This window comes from Cellulosilyticum sp. ST5 (assembly GCF_046529625.1).
Taxonomy (GTDB): Bacteria; Bacillota; Clostridia; order Lachnospirales; family Cellulosilyticaceae; genus Cellulosilyticum; species Cellulosilyticum lentocellum.
In genome coordinates, this window is the sequence record NZ_CP132338.1 from 3,950,956 (window position 1) to 3,970,971 (window position 20,016).

Genomic DNA, 20,016 nt, shown 5'->3' on the forward strand with positions numbered 1-20,016 from the left:
TATGGCAATTAAACTAGACCAAGAAGAATACTTTTATGGACATAAAGGCTGCGGTGGTTGTGGTGGGTCTTTAGCAGTAAGACTAGCTCTTAAAGTTCTAGGAGCTAATACCTTTGTAGTATTGCCGGCAGGCTGTATGTCAGCAGTAGGCTTTGTGTATCCACAGCTTTGCTTTGGTGTAAATGCCCTCATTTCTCCTTTTGCCAGTACTGCGGCCATGTTATCAGGCATTTCAGTAGCAGCCAAGGCTAAGGGGCTTAAAGATGTCAATGTAGTAGGCTTTGCAGGTGATGGGGGAACAGCTGATATAGGTCTTCAAGCACTATCAGGAGCCATAGATAGGGATGATAAAATCATTTATATTTGCTATGACAATGAAGCGTACATGAATACAGGGGTTCAACAAAGTTCTCTTACACCTTATGGGGCTAAAACCACAACTACACCAGCAGGAGATCATATTCATGGAAGTAAAAATATAAAAAAAGATATGTTTGATATTGTAGCAGCTCACCGCATTAAATATGCTGCTACAGCTAGCATGGGTAACATCCCAGATTATATTAAAAAGGTGGAAAAAGCCAGCAAAGTACAAGGAGCTTCTTATATTCATGTAGCAGCACCATGTCCTACAGGATGGGGAATAGAAAGCAGCGACACCATAGCTATTGCTAGAGAAGCCATTGAATGTGGCTTATGGTATTTGGCAGAATATGAAAATGGTGAGTATAAGCTTAATCAATCACCTAAAGCATTTTCTAGTGTAGAAGATTACCTTAAAAAGCAAAGTAGATTTAAGCATTTGAATGAAGAGGACATAGCAAGAATTATAGAAGAACGAGATGTGAAGTGGGAAGAGCTAAAGAAGAAACTTTTATAGAGGGCTAAGTGAAGCTCTCTATTTTTATAGCTATAGGTGAGTATGGATAAAAGCGTTATAATTATGGCGAGTATATAAAGGATTTTATAGTAAATGAAGTTTGTTTAATAATAATATCTAAAATGGTAAACACTAAGAAAAACTAAAGGAGTGTATATTATGGGAGACTATAATGAGCCAGAAGACTTACCATTAGGACTGATGATGCAGTTAGGAACCAATATGAATGCAATGAATACCTTCGCTAATCTATCTATTTCAGAAAAGGAAGAAATCATTAATTACATTAAAGGTGATGGAATGGAGGATGATGTGAAGGAGCGCATTGAGAAAGTCATGAACGCCTTAGAAAATAATCAGAGCTTATTTTGATAAGAAGTATTTATTACTGTATTTAAACAGGCAATGTATAAAAGGTAGTCTACTGTTATAGGTAAGACTACCTTTTATTTTGCAGTGGCTAAAGAAAAGGACATATGAATAGTTTATCTTCAATGAAAGATAATTACACCTTTTATTAATGTGCTATAATAGAATTAAATATCGAACATACTTAGAGAAGAGTTCATACAAAGGATAAAATCATGAGACAAGAAATCAAAATTAGAATAAAAACACCATTTGTAAAAGCCTTAAGACAAGGTTATCCTCTCATCGCGAAAGATGCTATAGTAAATACGGAGGTACTAAAGAAAGAAAATGTTATTATTCATTTAGTAGACGATAAAAATAAGTTTATTGCCAAAGGCTACTATGGTAAGCAAAATAAAGGCTATGGCTGGGTATTAAGCTATAAAGAGAATGAAATAATAGATGAAGCCTTTTTTATAAGCAAATTTAAAGCAGCTATTGCTTACCGTAAGGATTTATATGAAAGTACTGAAACCAATGCCTTCCGTATGTTTAATGGAGAAGGAGATGGCATAGGTGGATTAACCATTGACTACTTTGCTGGGTATTATCTAGTGACTTGGTATAGTGAAGGCATCTACAGTTTCAAGGAAGAAGTCATCAGTGCCCTTTTAAAAAGTACCAAGATAAAAGGCATTTATCAAAAGAAACGATTTGACACGGACGGTAAATATATAGAAGATCAAGATTATGTCGTGGGAGAAGTACCTGATTGGCCTTTAATTGTTAAGGAGAGTGGGCAGCAGTTTGCTATTTATTTAGATGATGGTGCCATGGTGGGCATTTTCTTAGATCAAAGAGAGGTTAGAAAGCGTATTAGAGATCATTATGCCAAAGGTAAAGCAGTGCTTAATACCTTCTCCTATACAGGTGGTTTCTCTGTATTTGCAGCAGCAGGAGGAGCAAGTCAGACCACAAGTGTAGACTTAGCTAATCGTAGCTTAAGTAAGACGAGAGAACAGTTTAGTGTGAATGATATAGACCCAGAAACTCAAATCATTATTGTAGAAGATGTATTTAAGTATTTTAAATATGCAGTAAAAAAAGAACTTAAGTTTGATATGGTTGTTCTAGACCCACCAAGCTTTGCTCGTTCTAAGAAGTTTACTTTTAGTGCTTCTAAGGATTACACCAATTTATTAAAAGAAGCCATTGCCATTACTGAAAAAGAGGGTGTGATTGTAGCCTCAACTAACTGTAGCTCTTTCAATATACAACGCTTTAAAAGCTTCATAGACAGTGCCTTTAGTCAAATGGGAGATAGATATACCATTTTAGAAGAATATACTTTGCCAAAAGATTTTAGAACCATTGATACCTTTAAAGAAGGAAACTACTTAAAGGTAGTATTTATTAAGAAACATTAACAAGAAAACAGCCTTAACAAACACATAACCTAAACGTGAACAAAGACTTTAATACTATAGACCTAATAAGATTAATGTACTATAAAAGATAGTCATGAAATAGAGGGGAAATAATATGAAGTACTATGAACGAAAGGGGAATTTGTGGTTAGGGCTGTTTTTTACTATAGTCGGAATAGGGGTAGGGTGTATATACTGGAACGGTATAGCATCTCAAATGCAGAGCTTAAATAAAGGTATATGTGTGCAAGCAACAATTACGGAAATTGAATTTGTTATGATCGGTGCTAGCTATACATATACAGTCCAAGCAGAATATAAAAGTCCCATAACAGAAACAATAGTTACAAGTATATTGGGGGGATATGAGGAGTGGATGGATGTAGGAGATGTAGTAGACGCTTATTATATAGCCAGTGAAGGGGGATAATTTATAAGCATGCAAAATTACCATTAACCAATTCTTATCTACTCTATACATTAATTTTTGGAGGAATTGGTCTAGGGTTAATTATTCGGAGGATATATAGAAGAATACGTGCATTTAAGTTAATCAAAATGAATCAAAAGATCATGGCAGAAATCATAGAGTTCAACGATCATAAGAATACCATTACCTGTAAGTATGTAAAGGATAAGAAGGAGTGGCTTTTCTATAGAAGTCATATAGATATTAAAAGGTTAAAGAATGGTACTTCATTAGGAATGGCTGTCTCTGTTTATACTAGGGGTGAAAATTATAAGTCATATCATATAGCAATTGAAGAAACAGATAAGCATTAATTTTCACGAAAGTGGACTTGAGATTCATCATTGTGGGGATATAGATTATGAGAACTATTATATTGCAGTGCAAGAAGTAGAAGATGGTCATTAGAAGGGGAGATAAGATGAGATTGAGAAAGTGGATAGCAATAACAATGTTAAGTGGTATGTTAGTACAGTATGTAATGGGGCAACCTATTCAACCCTGTAGAAATTGTATTTTGGACGTGAAGACAGAAATTCAAGGGGAAAGTTTACTGGTAAAGAGTAATGATATAAAAGCTATATTTGATCTTGATGTAACAGTTGACCAAGGAAGAAGTAAGGTTAAAATTGCTGAACTAGGCAATGTATTAGAGCTAACAATAGGAAGTAAGGAAGCTATATTTAATGGAGAAAAGTTACAGATTGCCACTGCACCAATAGTTAAGGGGAAAGAGGTGTATATATCACTTCAGGTAGTTGGTCAGATATTTTGTTATCAGATAGAAAGTATAGGAGATAGGCTTGTAATCAAGCGAAATGTAACACAAGAAACGTTGGATGAGTTAACAAGTTTTAATAAAATGTTTGATGAAGATGAACTTTATAATATAAGGGCAATACTTTATGAAGATGAAATTTGGACAGAGTATGCAGAAAAAGGATTGATTACAGAGGATGGGTATAAGAAATGTGCTGAGAGATTAACTAATAGAATTGATGAATTTATAGGTAAAGTTAAAAAGCAACAAATAGTCCATACCCCATTAGGAAAGATACTATTTAATCAAATGTTTGGTGCTTGTGAACAAGTTAAAGCATATGTTGAGGTCAGCCCTTTTAAAGTTAAAGAAAAGAAGCTAGCATATGAAAGAGCTAATCTTGCCTTTGAAGAGTTCGATCGTACTGGAGAAAAAGTAATGGGTGGGTACTATGGCTATGAGAATAAAGATGTTATAGAAAGTATAGAAGTGAGCTTTAATAAGGCAGAGGGGTATAGTTATATTTTAAATGCTGAAGTGACTCTGGAAGAAAAAGAAGAGGCTAAACTGATACTTAAAGCAAATAAGATGTATCTAGAAAATATTAAAGAAACTCTTAAGGAGGATGAATTGATACAACTTACAAAAGAATGTATAGATATAATAGATAAACAATTAGAGTTAGCAGACTTGTATGAAAAAGCACCTAGTACACAAAAGCAATTACTACTAGAAAGACAGAACACCATTGTTGCAGAACAAGATCATATCAATAGTGAATTTAGGCATAGATTTGGAAGTATAAATGTAACACAGATAGATGATGAAGATTTGACAGGAAAATCTAATGAAGCCATTTGTGTTACAGATAGTAATCTTTTAGCAACGTATAAACGAGAAATATTAGACTTAACAGACAGCATAGATTTATTAGGAGCTAAGTACCTAGCAGATATTAATGTAAAACAGGAATGTAAAGAAGCAACCAAGACCTTGGAAATGCTTTTGAAAAAGTATGAAGAAATACAGCTACAGCTTAAAAGTAAACAAAGTGAACCTTATCTGGAGTTAAAAAGACAAGTCCTAGTAATGAATAAGGAAATACTAGAGGGACTTACAAATAAAAGTATTAATAAGAAAGATTTACTGATTAAGTTAAATGAACTAGAGAAAATGAGTATTAATTTATATCTAAGAGGATATATAGTTTACGAGGAAGGAAATGAAGAAGAAAAGATAATGCAACATATAGGGAGTTAAATGAGGTGAGTCAAATATAATACACTCAATCTTTCATTTACATATCTTAATAAAGAAACGGAACTTATGAAAAATGTAGTGGTAGCGATGCGAGATAATATGTACGACTTTGTAACCTATGCTTATGAGGTGGCAAATAATCAGAAGGAGTATTTTACTGGACCAATGGGAAATGATATTTATCAATTTTCATCAATACCATGGATTAGTTATATTCATATCTCACATACGGATTCAGGGAAAAAAGATCATGTAACACCTATATTTGATTGGGGAAAAATCTTTTGGCGTGAAGGAAAGATGTTTATGCCATTTTCTATTCAGGTCCATCACTCTTTTATAGATGGTATTCATATGGGGAAATTAGCCCAAAGGTTACAACAATATCTAAATGAGTATTAAAATTAGAAGATAAGACGCATTCAATTCACTGGATGTTTTACAAGATAATCAACTAGAACTATTGAAATGGGGAGGAAGACTAAATGGAGATAACTATTAAATTACTAGAAGAGTCAGATGTACAAGCACTTTATGATTTTGAAAGGGGAAATAAAGCATTTTTTGAAAGTGTAGGCTTTGGAAGAAGTGAAAGTTACTATGACGTACATAACTTTAAGGAAATCATTAAAGGATTAGTTGAAGAGCAAAACAAGGATTTAGTTTATATGTATCTCATCAAAGATGCCTATGAAAATATTGTTGGAAGGGTTAATCTAACAGAAGTTATAAGAGGCAATATGAATAAGGCAGAACTGGGTTATAGGATGGGAGTAGCTTATCAAGGTAAAGGTTATGCAACGAAGGCAGTATCTCTAATCTTAGAAAGAGCAGCAGCTGAGCATAAGCTTCACAGAATAGAAGCAGGTACTTCAGCAGATAACATAGGTTCACAGGTGGTTTTAGTAAAGAATGGCTTCCAATTTACAGGACGCTTAAGCCAGTATATCTGCATAAATGGTGAGTGGCAAGATAGTATTACTTTTGAGAAGATTATTAAATAAGATAGTTTATATTCGAATTAAAGTTGATGAAAATGAGTGGGTAGGGGCGTCTGGAGTTGTGACTTGGGAACATTTTTCAGAAGCACTTAGTGAATGTTTTAGATGGGTTTTAGGCAGCTGTTTGAACGCAGTGAGTTCTGCCGTTTATCTAAATAAGTGAACTTAGTGCTTCAAAAAATGCGGACCGGAACAACGGAAGATGCCCCTACCCGCTCATTTTCTCCCAGCATCCTATTTACACCATTCATGCAAGAATAACATCCTTATTTTCATGAACACAAGAGTAGCAATAGCTAGCTATAGGAAAAGAGCATATATAACATGCCTCAAATTCATTGACTTAGTAATCTTATATGTTTACAATGAATTCAATAAATCGAGAAAAATAATAAATATTGGGGCGATTTAAAACAATTCATTAAAGGGGGCCTTTCATATGGCAAATTACAAATTCAACACATTACAAGTACACGGTGGTCAAGAAGTAGATCCAGTAACAAAATCAAGAGCAGTACCTATTTATCAAACAACTTCTTATGTATTCGACAACGCAGAGCATGGTGCAGACTTATTTGCATTAAGACAATCAGGAAATATTTATACAAGATTAATGAATCCAACAACAGATGTATTTGAAAAGCGCATAGCACTACTTGAAGGTGGAAAGGCAGCTTTAGCAGTGGCATCAGGTTCAGCAGCTATTACTTATGCTATTTTAAATATCGCAGGTAGTGGTGATGAGATTGTTTCAGCTAGTACTTTATATGGTGGAACTCATAACCTATTTGCTCATACACTTACTAAATATGGTATCAAAACTCATTTTGTAGACCCAGATAGTCTTGCAGCTTTTGAAGAAAAAATAAATGAAAATACAAAAGCTATTTATATTGAAAGTATTGGTAATCCAGGGACTAATATTATTGATGTTGAAGCAGTAGCCAACCTTGCTCATCAATATAAATTACCACTAATCGTAGATAATACTTTCGGAACACCTTATCTCTTTAGACCTATTGAGTTTGGAGCAGACATCGTTGTACACTCAGCTACTAAATATATAGGTGGACACGGTACTAGTATAGGTGGTGTTATTGTAGATGCAGGTAACTTTGACTGGGCAGGAAGTGGTAGATTTAAAGATTTTACATCTCCAGATCCTAGCTACAACAACATCGTCCCAGCAGAAGCTTTTGGAGAACTTGCATTCATACTAAGAGCTAGAGTTAACTTACTTCGTGATACAGGTGCTGCACTTAGTCCATTTAACTCTTTCTTATTTATTCAAGGACTTGAAACACTTTCTTTAAGAGTAGAAAGACATGTTGAAAATGCTAAGAAGATTGCAGAATACTTATCTAACCATCCAAAAGTAGCTTGGGTTAACTATCCATCATTAAAAGGAAATAAGTATTACGATTTAGCACAAAAATATTTCCCTAAAGGAGCAGGGGCTATCTTTACCTTTGGTGTAAAAGCAGGAGAAGATGCAGCTAGAAAGTTCACTGAAAGTCTAGAAATCTTTTCACTATTAGCTAATGTGGCAGATGCTAAATCACTTGTTATTCACCCTGCAAGTACAACTCATAGTCAACTAAATGATGAAGAATTAAAAGCAGCTGGTGCTACTAGAGATTTAGTACGTTTATCAATTGGAATAGAGGATGTAGAAGACTTAATTGCTGACTTAGAGCAAGCCTTTAATCAAATCTAATACGGGGAAGATTTGAATCTTTAAAAGCTCAATATACTTAGCTGAAAATGGCTAGATATATTGAGCTTTTATTATGTCCTTTTAATGATATAAAATGTGGGGCTGATACTAATATAGTATGTAAATCTTGTACTAGTATGATATGATATAAGGTAGAGTAGTCTTAATTGTGAAGGAGTGTTTATATGAACATTAAATTAGTACATACTATATCCGTAGAAGACTATAATGACCTAAGAAGTGGGGTAGGTTGGGAGACGTTAGAGAATGAACAAGCACAAAGAGGGATTGAAAATACATACTACTTAGTAGCAGCTATAAAGGATGAACGGACTATAGGTCTTACTAGAGTTATTAGTGATGGTGGCTATATTGCCCTCATTGCAGATGTTATAGTTAACCCTGATTATCAAGGACAAGGTATAGGCAAAATGTTGGTAGAAGATGCACTTACTTTTATAGAAACTCATTTAGGCAAGGATGAGTTAATGGTTATGGTGAGTTTAATGGCTGCCAAAGGGAAAGAAAAGTTTTATGAGAAATGTGGATTACGAGTAAGGCCAAATAACGAAGCAGGCGCAGGGATGTGCTTATATTTTAATAAGAAATAAGAATAGGAAAGAGAAAATAAGGAGACTAAACATGAGTATTTATTTAGTAGATTTCGAGAATGTAACATCAGAAGGGTTAAGTGGAGTAAGTAAATTAAGCGAGGAAGACAAAGTTATTCTTTTTTATAGCACAAAAGCTAATAAAATTTCGATGTCAATACATGTGGAAATGAGTAAAAGCTTAGCAAGCTTTGAATATAAAGAAGTGTTAGTGGGAGGAAAGAATGCCTTAGATTATCAGCTTTCTACTTATTTAGGCTATTTAATTGGACAAAAGGAAGATACCAATTATTATATTGTAAGCAAAGATAAGGGATATGAATATTTAAGTGATTTTTGGAAACAAACTTTAGGAGAAACAAAACAGCAAATTAGCATTGAACATATAGGTGCTATAAAAGCTGCTAAATTAGTTAATAAAACAGAAGCTATCCACGAGGAGCAGGAAGAAAAGGAAAATAAGATAGTAGAAGCTATTAGTGTACAAGAAAGTAAACTTGTTCCAGAATCAACTAATAGAGAAACTAAGGAAACAGAGGTAGCATTTAATAAAAAGTTTAATAACCAAAATAAGAGAAATGGTATGAAGAGTACATATCATATTAATAGGAAAAAACCAGTAGTTTCAGAAGCGCAAAATGTTCAAAAAACAAGTGAGTCTAAAAATTCTATCGTCGTTAAAGAAAACGCATTTTCTTATAATGAGAAGATAGTCAAGGGAAATCAGCCCAATATAGAAGTTGAGAAGCAACTTAGACAATTGATAGACAAGGAATTACAAGAAGATCAAGTAAAACGAATTGTTCAGTACTTTAAGCAAGCAAAAAATAAACAAGAACTCCATCGCAAAATAGTAAAAGTACTAGGTCAAGATAGAGGAACAGTAATTTATCATAAAATTAAGAGACTTATTAAAAAATAAAGAAGCCTAGAATAAGTAATGAATGGTTATACTAAGTAGTAAATAGGCGTTAGTTTGAAATAGTAACGGTAATGAAAGTAAGGAGAGTAAAATGGCAAACGAAATAATGGTATATACAGATGGTGGAGCAAGAGGTAATGGAAAAGAAGACTGTGTTTCAGCTTGGGCATATACTTTAAGTTATGGAGAACATTACAAAGAAAATAAAGGCGCAATGTATGGCGCAACTAATAACCAGATGGAGATGACTGCTATTATTGAGGCTTTAAAAGCAATTAAAAATAAGACCATTCCTATCAAGTTACATAGTGATTCTGCCTATTGTATTACTGGTATTACTTCATGGATTCATAACTGGAAGAAAAAAGGTTGGATTAACTCAAAGAAGGAACCTGTGGAGAATAAGGAACTTTGGATTGAAATGGACAAGCTAGTTAGAGAGTGCACATCTATTGAATTTATTAAGGTTAAAGGTCATGCAGATGTACAGGGGAATATAAGAGTAGATGCCTTGGTTAACCTAGCTATGGATGAACTAATTGCAGAAGGAAGATAACAAAAAACACGTTTTCAATTTGGCTTTAACAAGCATTTTGAAGACGTGTTTTTTTATATGAAATTTGCTATTCAGATTTTAGTGCAGTTAGTGCTGATAAGGTTGTAGCACGTTTAGCAGGCATGTAACCAGCTACTAATCCTACAATAGCTGCAAATAGAATAGCTCCTCCGGCTAAATAACTAGGTATAAGAGAAACATAAGTTTCATAAGATCCGCTAGAAGCGCCAACTAGGTCACCAAAGAGACCTACAGCATAATTATTAAGAAGCCAAGAAATAAGATAACAGATACCAATTCCGATAATTCCACCGACTAAGCCTATAATGGAAGCCTCTACTAAAAACATTTGTTTAATATCAGAAATGACAGCACCAATTACTTTCATAACACCGATTTCCTTAGTTCTTTCTGATATAGACATCATCATAGTATTAGTAATACCAATAGCAGATACAATAAGTGAGATTGCACCAATTCCCATTAAAATTAATTGAATGCTAGAAGACATACTTTTCATCTGATCTAGAGTATCTTGAGCGGTAGTTGTTGTAAAGCCTAAAGATTCAATATAGTTTCTAACTGTTTCCACATTATCAGAGCTACTTACCTTAACAGTTACTTTGTCGTAGGTATCGATTGTGGTTTCAGGTGAAGTATTATTTAATTGAGCCTCATAAATAGCTTTTTGTCTGATGAGATTAAGTACATCTTCACGAGGCATGAAAATATAATTATCTGTATCCTCATTGCCACTTTCTAACATACCTACTATTTGGATAGAAGTTGCTTTAGGGGTAGCAATAGTGCTTGTATTAGCAGTGCTTATTCCGGGAAAATTATCTCCGAAGGTTCTAAAACTAAAGGTTTGATAAGTGAGTTTAACGACACTATTAAATACATCAATACTTGCATTATCCTGTGTTTGATCATCAGACATATCATTAGGCATCATACCTCCAGGCATACCTTCAGGTATCATATTACCATTGGGCATATTCATACCACCAGCGCCACCCATATTGCTGCCAGGCGTCCCCCCCATGCCGCTAGGAAAGGACATATTACCTCTATTTCCCCCATTAGCAAAGTTATTGTTGTTGGAGTTACTATTGGAGTTTTTTGAATTACTTGTTTTACTGCCTAACTGTTGTCCTTTTTTTGCAAGTTGGCTTGTAAAATTACCTCCTACTATAGCTACAGACTGCTCTGAAGTTTCATAAAGACGTCCTTCACTTGGTGTATAGTCCAAAGCTTCTAATTCTTCTGTATCAAGACCAATAATGGTTACCTCTCTCATTGAATTATAGTCACCTACAGACACATTCATAGTAGTTGAGATATAGGGCATTACCTTTTCAATATTGGGAAGTCTTTCAAAGATTTCGATAGCAGATTCATCTAAATCTTCTACCTCGACTAAGCTATCCATGCTATCTTCGGGAGTTACTGTAATGAGAGTAAGGGCCCCCCACTCATTGATTTGATTTTCGTAGTTTTGGTTCATGGCTAAAGCAAGTGAAATCATAAGCACAATAGATGTAGTACCAATGACAACACCTAATACAGTTAAAGCAGAACGAAACTTGCGGCGCCATAAGCTTCGGACACTCATAAAGACTAAATCAAATTTATTCATTCATATCAACGTCCTTTTTGCGCTTTTTACTTCTTAAAATGAGTATAGTAACAATAATAGCAACAATGATAACTGTAACTATAGCGATAATAGCAAGGTTATTAGAAGTAGTGGACTTTCCTTCACGTCCAGGCATAGTCCCCATTTGTCCAGGTCCATTTTGTTGTATTTGTCCATCTGTTTCATTACTCATCATTTTCATATTGTTATCAGCAACCTCTACTTGGAATGGATAACGCATTACTTGAGCTTCACCTAAGCTGTCTTCATATTCAATAACAAGATTAACATCATAAGTGCCAGCAGCTAAACCTGTTAAAGTGGGGGCGTAGTATTGAGTAGCTCCGGTGGAAAATGCTGAGAGATAGGATTTGTTATCAGTTACACTAAAGCCAGTATCTAAAGCATCAGACTCTAAATACATCATTACATTAGAAATGGCAGATTTACTTGTATTATAGATTGTAGCAGTTAAGCCTGTAGAACGACCGATGGAAAGGCTACTTAAATCAATTTGGGCAACATCTATATTAGTATCTTGGCTAATAGTAATAGGTATAGTCTCAGAAGAAGTAACTTCACTACCTTTCTCATCTTGATAAGTTAGATTAATATACATCATATAAGTAGCGGCAGTAGCAGAAGAAGATGTTTTAAAGGTGATTTCTTTGTTGCTAGAAGCACCAGAAGCTAGGGAGCCTACAAATAAAGTATTAGTTGCATCAACAGGTGTGAACAAACTAGTAGTTCCTGTTGTACTACTAGAGGAGCTACTAGAAGTACTAGAACCGTTGGTAGAAGAAGAACCAGCATTGGTATTTGAGCTAGAAGCGGAAGAAGTACTTAAATTAGCAGTTAGATTATAAACGGTTTTATTAGGATGCGTATTAAGGAATGTAAGGTTAAGTGTTACATTTTCACCAGCTCTAACAACTTCAGGTGAAGCAGTATATTTACTTAAAATAACTTTAGGATTGGTTTGGTTCGTACCACTAGCAGAGGTATTGACGCTAGCATATTGATTCATAGAGAAAGATTTATCCTGATATTCATATTCTAGAAGAATCTGAATAGGATGTGTACCACTTGTAATAGATTCTGTTGGCTGGAAGGTAACACTATATTCCTTACTTTGCCCTTTAACTAGTTCATTTAAAACAAATACACTTTGAGAGGTAGCTATAATGTTTTGATCTGGGTTAACGCTAATCTTTACATTGTTAGCACCATTTTTACTACCAACTTTAAATTTAACAGTAAAGGATTCACCAGCGGCATAAGTACCAGAAGGAGATTGAATATTGGAGATCACCATATCATTAGTATTAGCAGTAGTATTAGTGTTTAAGAATATGTATTGTGTATCTTTATAAGAAGTACCAGATTCATCCTCATAGCTTAAGTTAACTTGAAGCTGTAAAAGCTTGCTACTAGTTGAACTAGTAAGTTGGATTTTAGTACCATAACTGGTATTACTAGAAGCAGCTAAAGAATTAATATATTTGACATTACTACTACCTACAACTGCCACATCGGATTGATTAACTACTTCCAACTTGATATTTTTAGCATTTTTACCGCCTACATTTGATATCTTGATATTTAAGTCATTTGCCTCTCCTAGTGTAAAGGTTGTATTTCCATCTGTACTTAGTTCAAGGATAGGAGGAGTAATATCGCTATCAATATTAAGGTAAAGCGTTTGTTTCATGCTATTAAGCTCGATAGTTAATGGATAGGTACCTGCCGTAACCTCAGTAGTAGCAGAAACAGTAAAACTAATGGTCTTAGTACTATTAGGAGCCATACTAGAAAGTTCAATATAGTTGCCAGAAGCAACACTTAGCCCTACTGTTGTATTATCAAAATAAATTTTCGCTTTACCATTTTTGATGGTATCAGTAGTTGTATTTTTGATAGTAACAGAGAGTTTTTTGCTTTCGCCAGCGGACATAGAAGCACTTAAATTATTGTTAGAAGAATCCAAGATGAGGGCACCTTTAACATCTTCAGAGGTGATAGTGTTTAAAGAGATAGTTTGACTAACAGAGCCTCCACCATTTCCAGCAGAAAGTGTAAGTTTCACTTCTGAACCAGTACCAGTATAAATAAGGTTACTATACTTAACTGTAGCTAATTGTCCTGTTCCTAAGGTAATAGTGTTTGAGTTGCTTTCTTCACCGCCTGTAATAAAGCTAACAGAGGCAGAAGTAGCATTTACTGCAGAGCCGGTTAAAGAAGGGGATACTGTGATACTATCATTTGAACTAGTAGGGTAGAAGGTGGTAGAAAGACTAAAAGTATCACCTTCAGAAAGTTTATTAGTAGGAACTACCACTTCAGAAATCACAATGCTATCAGTAGCAAATATAGGTACAGAAAAGAAGCAAGTTAAAAAAATACAAAGTAATAGGGAAAGAAAACGATTTTTAGATTGAGTTGTATAATTACGCATGGGAGACAATCCTTTCTTCTGGTTTATTAACCTTAATATTTTCAATTTCTCCATTTTTAATGGTAACAATCTTATTGGCATAATCAGCTATTTCTAAGTCGTGAGATACAATAATAAGCGTTTGATGATAATCTCTTGCTACACTTGTCATAATATCCATAACTTCTAAAGTAGTTGTAGTATCGAGATTCCCAGTGGGTTCATCTGCGAATAAGATAGTGGGTTTATTAACAAAAGCCCTAGCAATACTTACGCGCTGTTGTTGACCACCACTCATTTCACAAGGTTTATGGCGCATACGATGAGATAAGCCAACGGCAGCTAACATTTCAGCAGCTCTAGTTTCTCTGGCTTTTTTAGGAACGCCCTGAAATATGAGAGGCAAGGTAACATTTTCTAAAGCGGTAAGAGAAGGAATCAGGTTATAGGATTGAAAAACGAAGCCTATATATTTTTGACGAAACTTAGCTAGGGCGATTTCGTTCATCTTATGGATGGCTTTTCCTTTGATATAAATAGTTCCTTCAGTAGGCTTTTCTAGTCCGGCTAGCATGTTAAGGAGTGTAGATTTACCTGAGCCAGAGGTGCCATAGAGACAATAAATAGCTTCTGGTTCAATAGCAAGAGAAATGCCGTTTAATGCAGGAATTTCCTCATTGCCCATCTTATAGATTTTTTTTAAATCCTTTACTTGTATAATGGGTTCCATAATCTAGTCCTTTCTTTAATAAATAATCTAAGCTTATTCTAAAAAGAGATTTTAAAAAGAATATCAAAAAAATATGTGAAAAATCACATAAAAAAACCTGCAAGTAATTTGCAGGTTTTTTCTATAATAAAAGGAAGCTATTAAAGAGGAAGTATTATTTTAAAGCAAACACCACCAGTTTCATTAGTAGCAGATATACTGCCTTCATAAAAGTTAATGATTTTTTTTGCAATAGCAAGACCCAGTCCAAAGTTACCTTTAGAATCTTTGTAGAACTCTTCAAATATATGAGGTAATAGCGCTTCATCAATAGGTGCCCCATCGTTGAAGATGTGAATAATAGCTAAGTTATTATCAATTCTTAATACAATTTTGATGAGATGATAAGCATAGCGCATTTGATTGGTTAATATATTTTCGAAGGCGACTTGAAGTCGTTCTATATTACCTGTTATTTGAACAGGAGTAAGTGTACTCTGCCATTTAAGAGAAGAGCTTAGGGGCTGAAAGTGCTCAACAAGTTCTTTTAATAATAGATCTAAGTCTACAGAAGTAATCGTATCTTGATTAATAAGTGCATAATCAAGTGTATTAAAGTAAAGGATTTGTTTTACTCTAGCATCTAGCTTTTCACCCTCAGTTTTTATGATTTCAGCGGTACTTTCTAAGTCATCTATATACATATGGTCTATAATAGCTTGAGCATGAGCAATAATCACCATAATAGGTGTTTTAAGGTCATGAGAAATACTTTGTAAGAATTGCTGTTGTTCTTTATCTGCTATTTGAAGAGCTTGTTGCATATTATTGATGCTATGAATTACGCTGTTTATTTCAGTTATATCTGAAGGTGGCATTGGTGCAATCCAATCTTTACTAGCAATCTTAAGGGTTTGAACCTCTAACTGTTTCAAAGGCTTTGATATATATATAGAAATAGTTTTAGCACCAATAAGAGAAATAATAATAAATAAAATACCTATAAGTATAGTGAAATAAATAAGGCGATTGTCTTTAAGTAAAATAACATAAGAAACAAGATAAGACGGAATCTCATCAGTACTAATAGAACTAATAACAAACAAATATTCTGTTCCCTCAAAAGTATCTTTATAATAGATGGAGGAAGAAGCAGAATCACTTAAATGGTCAAAGAGCCATTTACCCAGAGTATCCACATTGATTCCCTGTTCCTTAAGGCGTGGGTCTAAAGGAAATATCTCTAAGTTAGATGTTGTGGAAGAAGTACATTTAATAAGTAGATGTTGAATATGTCGAAAGTCAGTAGAACCCAGTCTAGGTGGTTTGGAATCTGAAAAAGTAGTATTATTTGTCATGATTTGAGTAATTGTTTCATGACCTATAAGGAGGCTTTGTACTTGGTTAGTCTGGTTTTGTTTATTGATAATAGTTAGAGTGATTAAAGAAATAGCAGAGATAATAACTGTGGTTAATACTATAAAAATAGTCCAAATTCTCATAGTAAGAGAATGAAGGGAAAAAAATTTCATTGACCAGCCCCCCATCTATAGCCATACCCATAAATCGTATCAATACAGAAAAAAGGCATTTTTTTTCGGAGGCGTCTAATTGTATCATCTACCACACGATCTGATCCAAAATAATCATTTCCCCACGCATCTTGTAAGATCTGTTCTCTAGAAAGGACATGATTTTTATTTTGAATAAGGTAATACATGAGATCAAATTCTTTGCCAGTAAGCGCAATGGTAGTATGCCCTAAAGTAACAGTACGGCTACTTAGGTCTATAGAATAAGGCTCAATAATTAAAGTATTATCTGTATATGTTTTGGATAAAGTATTACGTTCTAATAACTTATTAGCTCGAATGACTAATTCCCTGGGCAGAAAAGGTTTGGATAGATAATCATCACTGCCAAGCTCTAAGCCAATAACACGGTCTAACTCTTCATTACGAGCTGACATAAACATAACAGGAAGATTAGGATGAGCAGACTTAATGGCTTTAAGAATTTCATAGCCATCATAACCAGGAAGTGTAATATCAAGTATCCATAGATTAGGCTCATCCTTAATATGTAGCATAGCAGTATTGCCATCTGAAAAGCTAGTAACAGCATAACCTTCGTGGCTTAAGTACTTTTCTAATAATATACTTAAAGTTTTCTCATCTTCAACTAAATAAATTTCTTTCATCCTACACCTCAACGATAGATAGTATGTTCAAAAATATGATACAACGAATTAGGATAAGTTCAAAGATGTGAAGAAGAAAATTCAGATAACCATCACATTTCTAACTTATTTAGAATAAATATTGAAAACGAGATATTTTAAAGTGTAGCCATAGCTACATAAAATAAAAATCGGTTTGGTTATAATAAGCTTAATACAAGACAGAATAATAGGAGGTAGTGATGAGTGCTTTTTTAGGACCGATTCATTATTGGTTATATAATAAAATACAAATGCAACAAGATTTAGTAGAAGAAATAATGCTATTGGCAGAGCAAAAATGGGGACTTAATTTAGCCGAAGAAGCTGATGAATACTATGGAAAAGCAGAAAGAAGACCACTAGAGCAAGTAATTGATGGGACTAATATTCATGGTTGGTTACAAGAACAGGTTTCAAATGCTGAATATAAACTTGCTTTTTGTGTGACTAAACTCATTAAAAATGATAAAAATGCGCTAGAAGTTTTAAGAGTAATTTTTGAAAGTAAAGGTAGGGACAAGGCTAGAACTATAGAAACAAATTTAAAGGCAAATGAACTTTATAAAGTCATTACAGACAGTTGGTTAGATGGCATGCCTTGTGATCATGCCTATCTAGTAATAGAACAAGGTGAAGAAAGTATTACCTTTAGACGAAATAGTTGTGTACATGAATCATACTGGAAAGCAGTAGAGGGGAATATCGACGATTATTATGAGCTTAGAAATGCTTGGATAAAGGGATTATTAGAGGAACAAAAAGCGAAACTAGAGAAGATAGATGAAGTAACCTATAAGTTAGAAAAGGAGGATAAGTATGAATAGTATAGAACTTATGATGGAAGAACATCGTTATATTTCACGTATGTTAAAAGTAGTACGTAAGGCTTGCTTAGGCATATTACAAGGTGAGGCCATTTGTTTCGAGGACTTTTACCAAATTATAGATTTTATTAGAAATTATGCAGATGCGCATCATCATGGAAAAGAAGAAAAGTTCCTATTTAAAGAAATGATAAATCATTTAGGGGAACTGGGTTCAAAATTAATTCGAAATGGTATGTTAGTTGAACATGATTTAGGAAGACTTTATATTAAAGATTTAGTTGAAGCATTAGAAAAAGTAAAGATAGGTAACGAGGAAAGTAAATTAGATGTTATAGCTAATGCCATTAGTTATACGCATCTTTTAGAAAGACATATTGCCAAGGAAGACGAAGTAGTTTATAGCTTTGGCGCACGCCAATTATCTAAAGAAGTGCTTGAAATGGTAGATGAGCAAAGCACAATCTTTGAAGAGGAAGCTAAAAAGCAAGGTATTCAAGACAAATATATAGATTTATTAGAAGCATTAGAGAATAAATATACTGTGGTAAAATAGGATAAGTATAAAGAAAAACACCCATGAAAGATAGTTGATAGGTATCTTTCATAGGTGTTTTTTGTTTTAAGAGGGAATCAAGGATTTTATGAGTCTTAAATTATGATTTCATAAAATCCTCATTAGAAAAGCGAACCTTATGAGTGATTTTATCTGTTAATTTAATTTTAAAGCCACAAATTAATGCAATAACTAGGGCGATAACTGAAACGTGGAAGCAAAGAACAGTAGCAACTAATACAGCTATGAGTGGTGCGTGAATGTAATCATGATCATCTTTGCTTAATACGAAATGAGTTGTTTTAAGTGTGTCTACATAAGTATTAATTTGTTCTTGAGTTGTATTAATATTTGTACGGCGTGTTGCTTTACCTTCCTTTTCAAGAAGTGCTAGGGCTTCTACGATGTCACCATTACTTCTTTCTAAAGCGTCCTTAGCTTCAGTATAAGTGGCATTAGTTCTTTTCATAATTAAATCGATTTGGTCTAGTGAAATTGACATATTGGATCTCCCCTTTTCATTTTTTAATTCATTTTCATTTTTGGATTCATCTTTGTTAAAAGTAATTGCCATTTTTCATAACTCCTTAAGGCGTTCTTTATGATATTAGTATAAGAAGCATGGATGAGAGTGCATTAAATAGAGGATTAAGATTTCATGAGAAAACTATGAAAGAATCTTAATATAGGATTTAATGAATTATGAGAAAAATTTATATGATTTACGCAAATGAGGTTGACTTTATCGCTTTAGCACGCTAAAATATCTAAGTAGTTAGTTAAAAATAATGTTCAAGGGAGAGATATAATATGAGGTTAAGAAGCTTATTAAAACAAGTAGGCGTATTTTCTATAGTAGGTTTACTAGCATTTAGTTTAGTAGGATGTGGTCAAAGTAAAAAAGAAGTATTAGTTGTAGGCTTAGATGATACTTTCGCACCTATGGGATTTAAAGATGAAAATGGCGAAATTGTAGGATTTGATATTGATCTTGCCAAAGCAGTTGGGGAAAAAATGGGTAAGGAAATGAAGTTTCAACCTATAGATTGGAGCATGAAAGAAGCAGAACTTAATGCTGGAAATATTGATTTTATCTGGAATGGCTATAGTATTACTGATGAAAGAAAAGAACAGGTAGCATTTGGTACCCCTTATTTAAAAAATAGACAAATCATTATCACTTTAGCAGATTCACTCATTAATACTAAAGCAGATTTAAAAGATAAAGTAGTAGGTGCTCAAACTGGTTCTACAGCAGTAGATGCTATTGAAGCTGAACCGGAAGTATTAGCTACCTTTAAAGATGGCAAACCTGTTACATATGAATCAAACAATGATGTTTTAATGGACCTTGAAGCTGGACGTTTAGATGCTGCAGTAGCTGATGAAATTATTGTTAAGTACTATATTAGCAAAAAAGGTGCAGAGAAATACAAAATCTTAGATGAAGATTTTGGTGAAGAAGAATATGGTGTAGGTATGAGAAAAGAGGATACAGCTTTAGTAGAAGCTTTCAATAAAGCTTATGCAGAACTTAAACAAGAAGGTAAACTAGCTGAGATTTCAAAGACATGGTTCGGAGATGACATTACACAGTAGCTAGTGAAATAGTTTATAAAATTTTAATGATAGCTTACCTATTAAATTGAGATGTAATTTAATAGGTAAGCTATAAATTA

The 20,016-nt window shown here is 33.8% G+C and carries 20 protein-coding genes and 1 pseudogene; 15 read left to right on the plus strand and 6 right to left on the minus strand.

Going from position 1 to position 20,016, the window contains the following annotated elements; genetic code table 11:
• The first annotated feature begins 1 nt into the window (after position 1).
• The 12 genes and pseudogenes from QTL86_RS19030 (at position 2) to QTL86_RS19085 (ending at position 9,954) form a co-directional block, all read left to right on the plus strand.
• Entirely contained in the window at positions 2-880 is an 879-nt protein-coding gene (locus QTL86_RS19030; protein WP_410495757.1) for a thiamine pyrophosphate-dependent enzyme, read from the plus strand.
• A 159-nt stretch (positions 881-1,039) separates the two neighbouring features.
• Positions 1,040-1,252 carry a hypothetical protein gene (locus QTL86_RS19035; RefSeq protein WP_410495758.1) on the plus strand — a complete coding sequence of 71 codons (213 nt, stop codon included), beginning with the start codon at positions 1,040-1,042 and terminating at the stop codon, positions 1,250-1,252.
• Positions 1,253-1,464: 212 nt separating this feature from the next.
• Positions 1,465-2,658, plus strand: a complete 1,194-nt coding sequence (locus QTL86_RS19040; RefSeq protein ID WP_410495759.1) for a class I SAM-dependent rRNA methyltransferase — start codon at positions 1,465-1,467, stop codon at positions 2,656-2,658.
• Positions 2,659-2,773: 115 nt separating this feature from the next.
• Complete coding sequence (locus tag QTL86_RS19045) at positions 2,774-3,088, plus strand: hypothetical protein (RefSeq protein ID WP_410495760.1); 315 nt, start codon at positions 2,774-2,776, stop codon at positions 3,086-3,088.
• Between the two features lie 128 nt (positions 3,089-3,216).
• Positions 3,217-3,441: a hypothetical protein gene (locus QTL86_RS19050; RefSeq protein WP_410495761.1), complete on the plus strand. Its 225-nt coding sequence runs from the start codon at positions 3,217-3,219 to the stop codon at positions 3,439-3,441.
• A 107-nt stretch (positions 3,442-3,548) separates the two neighbouring features.
• Complete coding sequence (locus QTL86_RS19055) at positions 3,549-5,147, plus strand: stalk domain-containing protein (RefSeq protein ID WP_410495762.1); 1,599 nt, start codon at positions 3,549-3,551, stop codon at positions 5,145-5,147.
• A gap of 27 nt (positions 5,148-5,174) precedes the next feature.
• Positions 5,175-5,549 (plus strand): annotated as a pseudogene (locus QTL86_RS19060) (CatA-like O-acetyltransferase); the annotation flags it as partial.
• A gap of 83 nt (positions 5,550-5,632) precedes the next feature.
• Positions 5,633-6,151 carry a GNAT family N-acetyltransferase gene (locus QTL86_RS19065; protein ID WP_410495763.1) on the plus strand — a complete coding sequence of 173 codons (519 nt, stop codon included), beginning with the start codon at positions 5,633-5,635 and terminating at the stop codon, positions 6,149-6,151.
• Positions 6,152-6,587: 436 nt separating this feature from the next.
• Positions 6,588-7,865 (plus strand): O-acetylhomoserine aminocarboxypropyltransferase/cysteine synthase family protein, encoded by a 1,278-nt coding sequence (locus tag QTL86_RS19070; protein ID WP_127064983.1) that lies wholly within the window; start codon positions 6,588-6,590, stop codon positions 7,863-7,865.
• Positions 7,866-8,050: 185 nt separating this feature from the next.
• Entirely contained in the window at positions 8,051-8,476 is a 426-nt protein-coding gene (locus QTL86_RS19075) for a GNAT family N-acetyltransferase (RefSeq protein ID WP_127064982.1), read from the plus strand.
• A 31-nt stretch (positions 8,477-8,507) separates the two neighbouring features.
• The gene (locus QTL86_RS19080; protein WP_410495764.1) at positions 8,508-9,398 is read left to right on the plus strand and encodes a PIN domain-containing protein; all 891 of its coding nucleotides are present in this window, start codon (positions 8,508-8,510) and stop codon (positions 9,396-9,398) included.
• A 91-nt stretch (positions 9,399-9,489) separates the two neighbouring features.
• Entirely contained in the window at positions 9,490-9,954 is a 465-nt protein-coding gene (locus QTL86_RS19085) for a ribonuclease H (protein WP_410495765.1), read from the plus strand.
• A 67-nt stretch (positions 9,955-10,021) separates the two neighbouring features.
• Here the strand turns inward: QTL86_RS19085 and QTL86_RS19090 are convergent, their stop codons facing one another.
• The 5 genes from QTL86_RS19090 to QTL86_RS19110 form a co-directional block, all read right to left on the minus strand.
• Entirely contained in the window at positions 10,022-11,593 is a 1,572-nt protein-coding gene (locus tag QTL86_RS19090) for an ABC transporter permease (RefSeq protein WP_410495766.1), read from the minus strand.
• Positions 11,586-14,048, minus strand: a complete 2,463-nt coding sequence (locus QTL86_RS19095; protein WP_410495767.1) for a hypothetical protein — start codon at positions 14,046-14,048, stop codon at positions 11,586-11,588. The genes QTL86_RS19090 and QTL86_RS19095 overlap by 8 nt, the downstream gene beginning before the upstream one ends.
• The gene (locus QTL86_RS19100; protein ID WP_410495768.1) at positions 14,041-14,757 is read right to left on the minus strand and encodes an ABC transporter ATP-binding protein; all 717 of its coding nucleotides are present in this window, start codon (positions 14,755-14,757) and stop codon (positions 14,041-14,043) included. The genes QTL86_RS19095 and QTL86_RS19100 overlap by 8 nt, the downstream gene beginning before the upstream one ends.
• Positions 14,758-14,897: 140 nt before the next feature.
• Positions 14,898-16,268 (minus strand): sensor histidine kinase, encoded by a 1,371-nt coding sequence (locus tag QTL86_RS19105; protein WP_410495769.1) that lies wholly within the window; start codon positions 16,266-16,268, stop codon positions 14,898-14,900.
• Positions 16,265-16,936, minus strand: a complete 672-nt coding sequence (locus QTL86_RS19110) for a response regulator transcription factor (protein ID WP_410495770.1) — start codon at positions 16,934-16,936, stop codon at positions 16,265-16,267. Before QTL86_RS19110 ends, QTL86_RS19105 begins: the two co-directional genes overlap by 4 nt.
• 221 nt (positions 16,937-17,157) lie before the next feature.
• Here QTL86_RS19110 and QTL86_RS19115 point away from each other — a divergent pair, with 221 nt between their 5' ends.
• Positions 17,158-17,781 carry a hypothetical protein gene (locus QTL86_RS19115; RefSeq protein WP_410495771.1) on the plus strand — a complete coding sequence of 208 codons (624 nt, stop codon included), beginning with the start codon at positions 17,158-17,160 and terminating at the stop codon, positions 17,779-17,781.
• Positions 17,774-18,337 (plus strand): hemerythrin domain-containing protein, encoded by a 564-nt coding sequence (locus QTL86_RS19120; RefSeq protein WP_410495772.1) that lies wholly within the window; start codon positions 17,774-17,776, stop codon positions 18,335-18,337. The genes QTL86_RS19115 and QTL86_RS19120 overlap by 8 nt, the downstream gene beginning before the upstream one ends.
• Before the next feature lie 100 nt (positions 18,338-18,437).
• Here the strand turns inward: QTL86_RS19120 and QTL86_RS19125 are convergent, their stop codons facing one another.
• Positions 18,438-18,911: a hypothetical protein gene (locus QTL86_RS19125; RefSeq protein ID WP_410495773.1), complete on the minus strand. Its 474-nt coding sequence runs from the start codon at positions 18,909-18,911 to the stop codon at positions 18,438-18,440.
• Between the two features lie 236 nt (positions 18,912-19,147).
• On the opposite strand from QTL86_RS19125, the gene QTL86_RS19130 reads away from it, so the two are divergent.
• Complete coding sequence (locus QTL86_RS19130; protein WP_410495774.1) at positions 19,148-19,936, plus strand: amino acid ABC transporter substrate-binding protein; 789 nt, start codon at positions 19,148-19,150, stop codon at positions 19,934-19,936.
• Positions 19,937-20,016: the final 80 nt, after the last annotated feature.

Coding starts and splice junctions, on each gene's coding strand:
- QTL86_RS19030 (WP_410495757.1), top strand. CDS start 2: ATGGCAATTAAACTAGACCAAGAAGAATACTTTTATGGACATAAAGGC.
- QTL86_RS19035 (WP_410495758.1), top strand. CDS start 1,040: ATGGGAGACTATAATGAGCCAGAAGACTTACCATTAGGACTGATGATG.
- QTL86_RS19040 (WP_410495759.1), top strand. CDS start 1,465: ATGAGACAAGAAATCAAAATTAGAATAAAAACACCATTTGTAAAAGCC.
- QTL86_RS19045 (WP_410495760.1), top strand. CDS start 2,774: ATGAAGTACTATGAACGAAAGGGGAATTTGTGGTTAGGGCTGTTTTTT.
- QTL86_RS19050 (WP_410495761.1), top strand. CDS start 3,217: ATGAATCAAAAGATCATGGCAGAAATCATAGAGTTCAACGATCATAAG.
- QTL86_RS19055 (WP_410495762.1), top strand. CDS start 3,549: ATGAGATTGAGAAAGTGGATAGCAATAACAATGTTAAGTGGTATGTTA.
- QTL86_RS19065 (WP_410495763.1), top strand. CDS start 5,633: ATGGAGATAACTATTAAATTACTAGAAGAGTCAGATGTACAAGCACTT.
- QTL86_RS19070 (WP_127064983.1), top strand. CDS start 6,588: ATGGCAAATTACAAATTCAACACATTACAAGTACACGGTGGTCAAGAA.
- QTL86_RS19075 (WP_127064982.1), top strand. CDS start 8,051: ATGAACATTAAATTAGTACATACTATATCCGTAGAAGACTATAATGAC.
- QTL86_RS19080 (WP_410495764.1), top strand. CDS start 8,508: ATGAGTATTTATTTAGTAGATTTCGAGAATGTAACATCAGAAGGGTTA.
- QTL86_RS19085 (WP_410495765.1), top strand. CDS start 9,490: ATGGCAAACGAAATAATGGTATATACAGATGGTGGAGCAAGAGGTAAT.
- QTL86_RS19090 (WP_410495766.1), bottom strand. CDS start 11,593: ATGAATAAATTTGATTTAGTCTTTATGAGTGTCCGAAGCTTATGGCGC.
- QTL86_RS19095 (WP_410495767.1), bottom strand. CDS start 14,048: ATGCGTAATTATACAACTCAATCTAAAAATCGTTTTCTTTCCCTATTA.
- QTL86_RS19100 (WP_410495768.1), bottom strand. CDS start 14,757: ATGGAACCCATTATACAAGTAAAGGATTTAAAAAAAATCTATAAGATG.
- QTL86_RS19105 (WP_410495769.1), bottom strand. CDS start 16,268: ATGAAATTTTTTTCCCTTCATTCTCTTACTATGAGAATTTGGACTATT.
- QTL86_RS19110 (WP_410495770.1), bottom strand. CDS start 16,936: ATGAAAGAAATTTATTTAGTTGAAGATGAGAAAACTTTAAGTATATTA.
- QTL86_RS19115 (WP_410495771.1), top strand. CDS start 17,158: ATGAGTGCTTTTTTAGGACCGATTCATTATTGGTTATATAATAAAATA.
- QTL86_RS19120 (WP_410495772.1), top strand. CDS start 17,774: ATGAATAGTATAGAACTTATGATGGAAGAACATCGTTATATTTCACGT.
- QTL86_RS19125 (WP_410495773.1), bottom strand. CDS start 18,911: ATGGCAATTACTTTTAACAAAGATGAATCCAAAAATGAAAATGAATTA.
- QTL86_RS19130 (WP_410495774.1), top strand. CDS start 19,148: ATGAGGTTAAGAAGCTTATTAAAACAAGTAGGCGTATTTTCTATAGTA.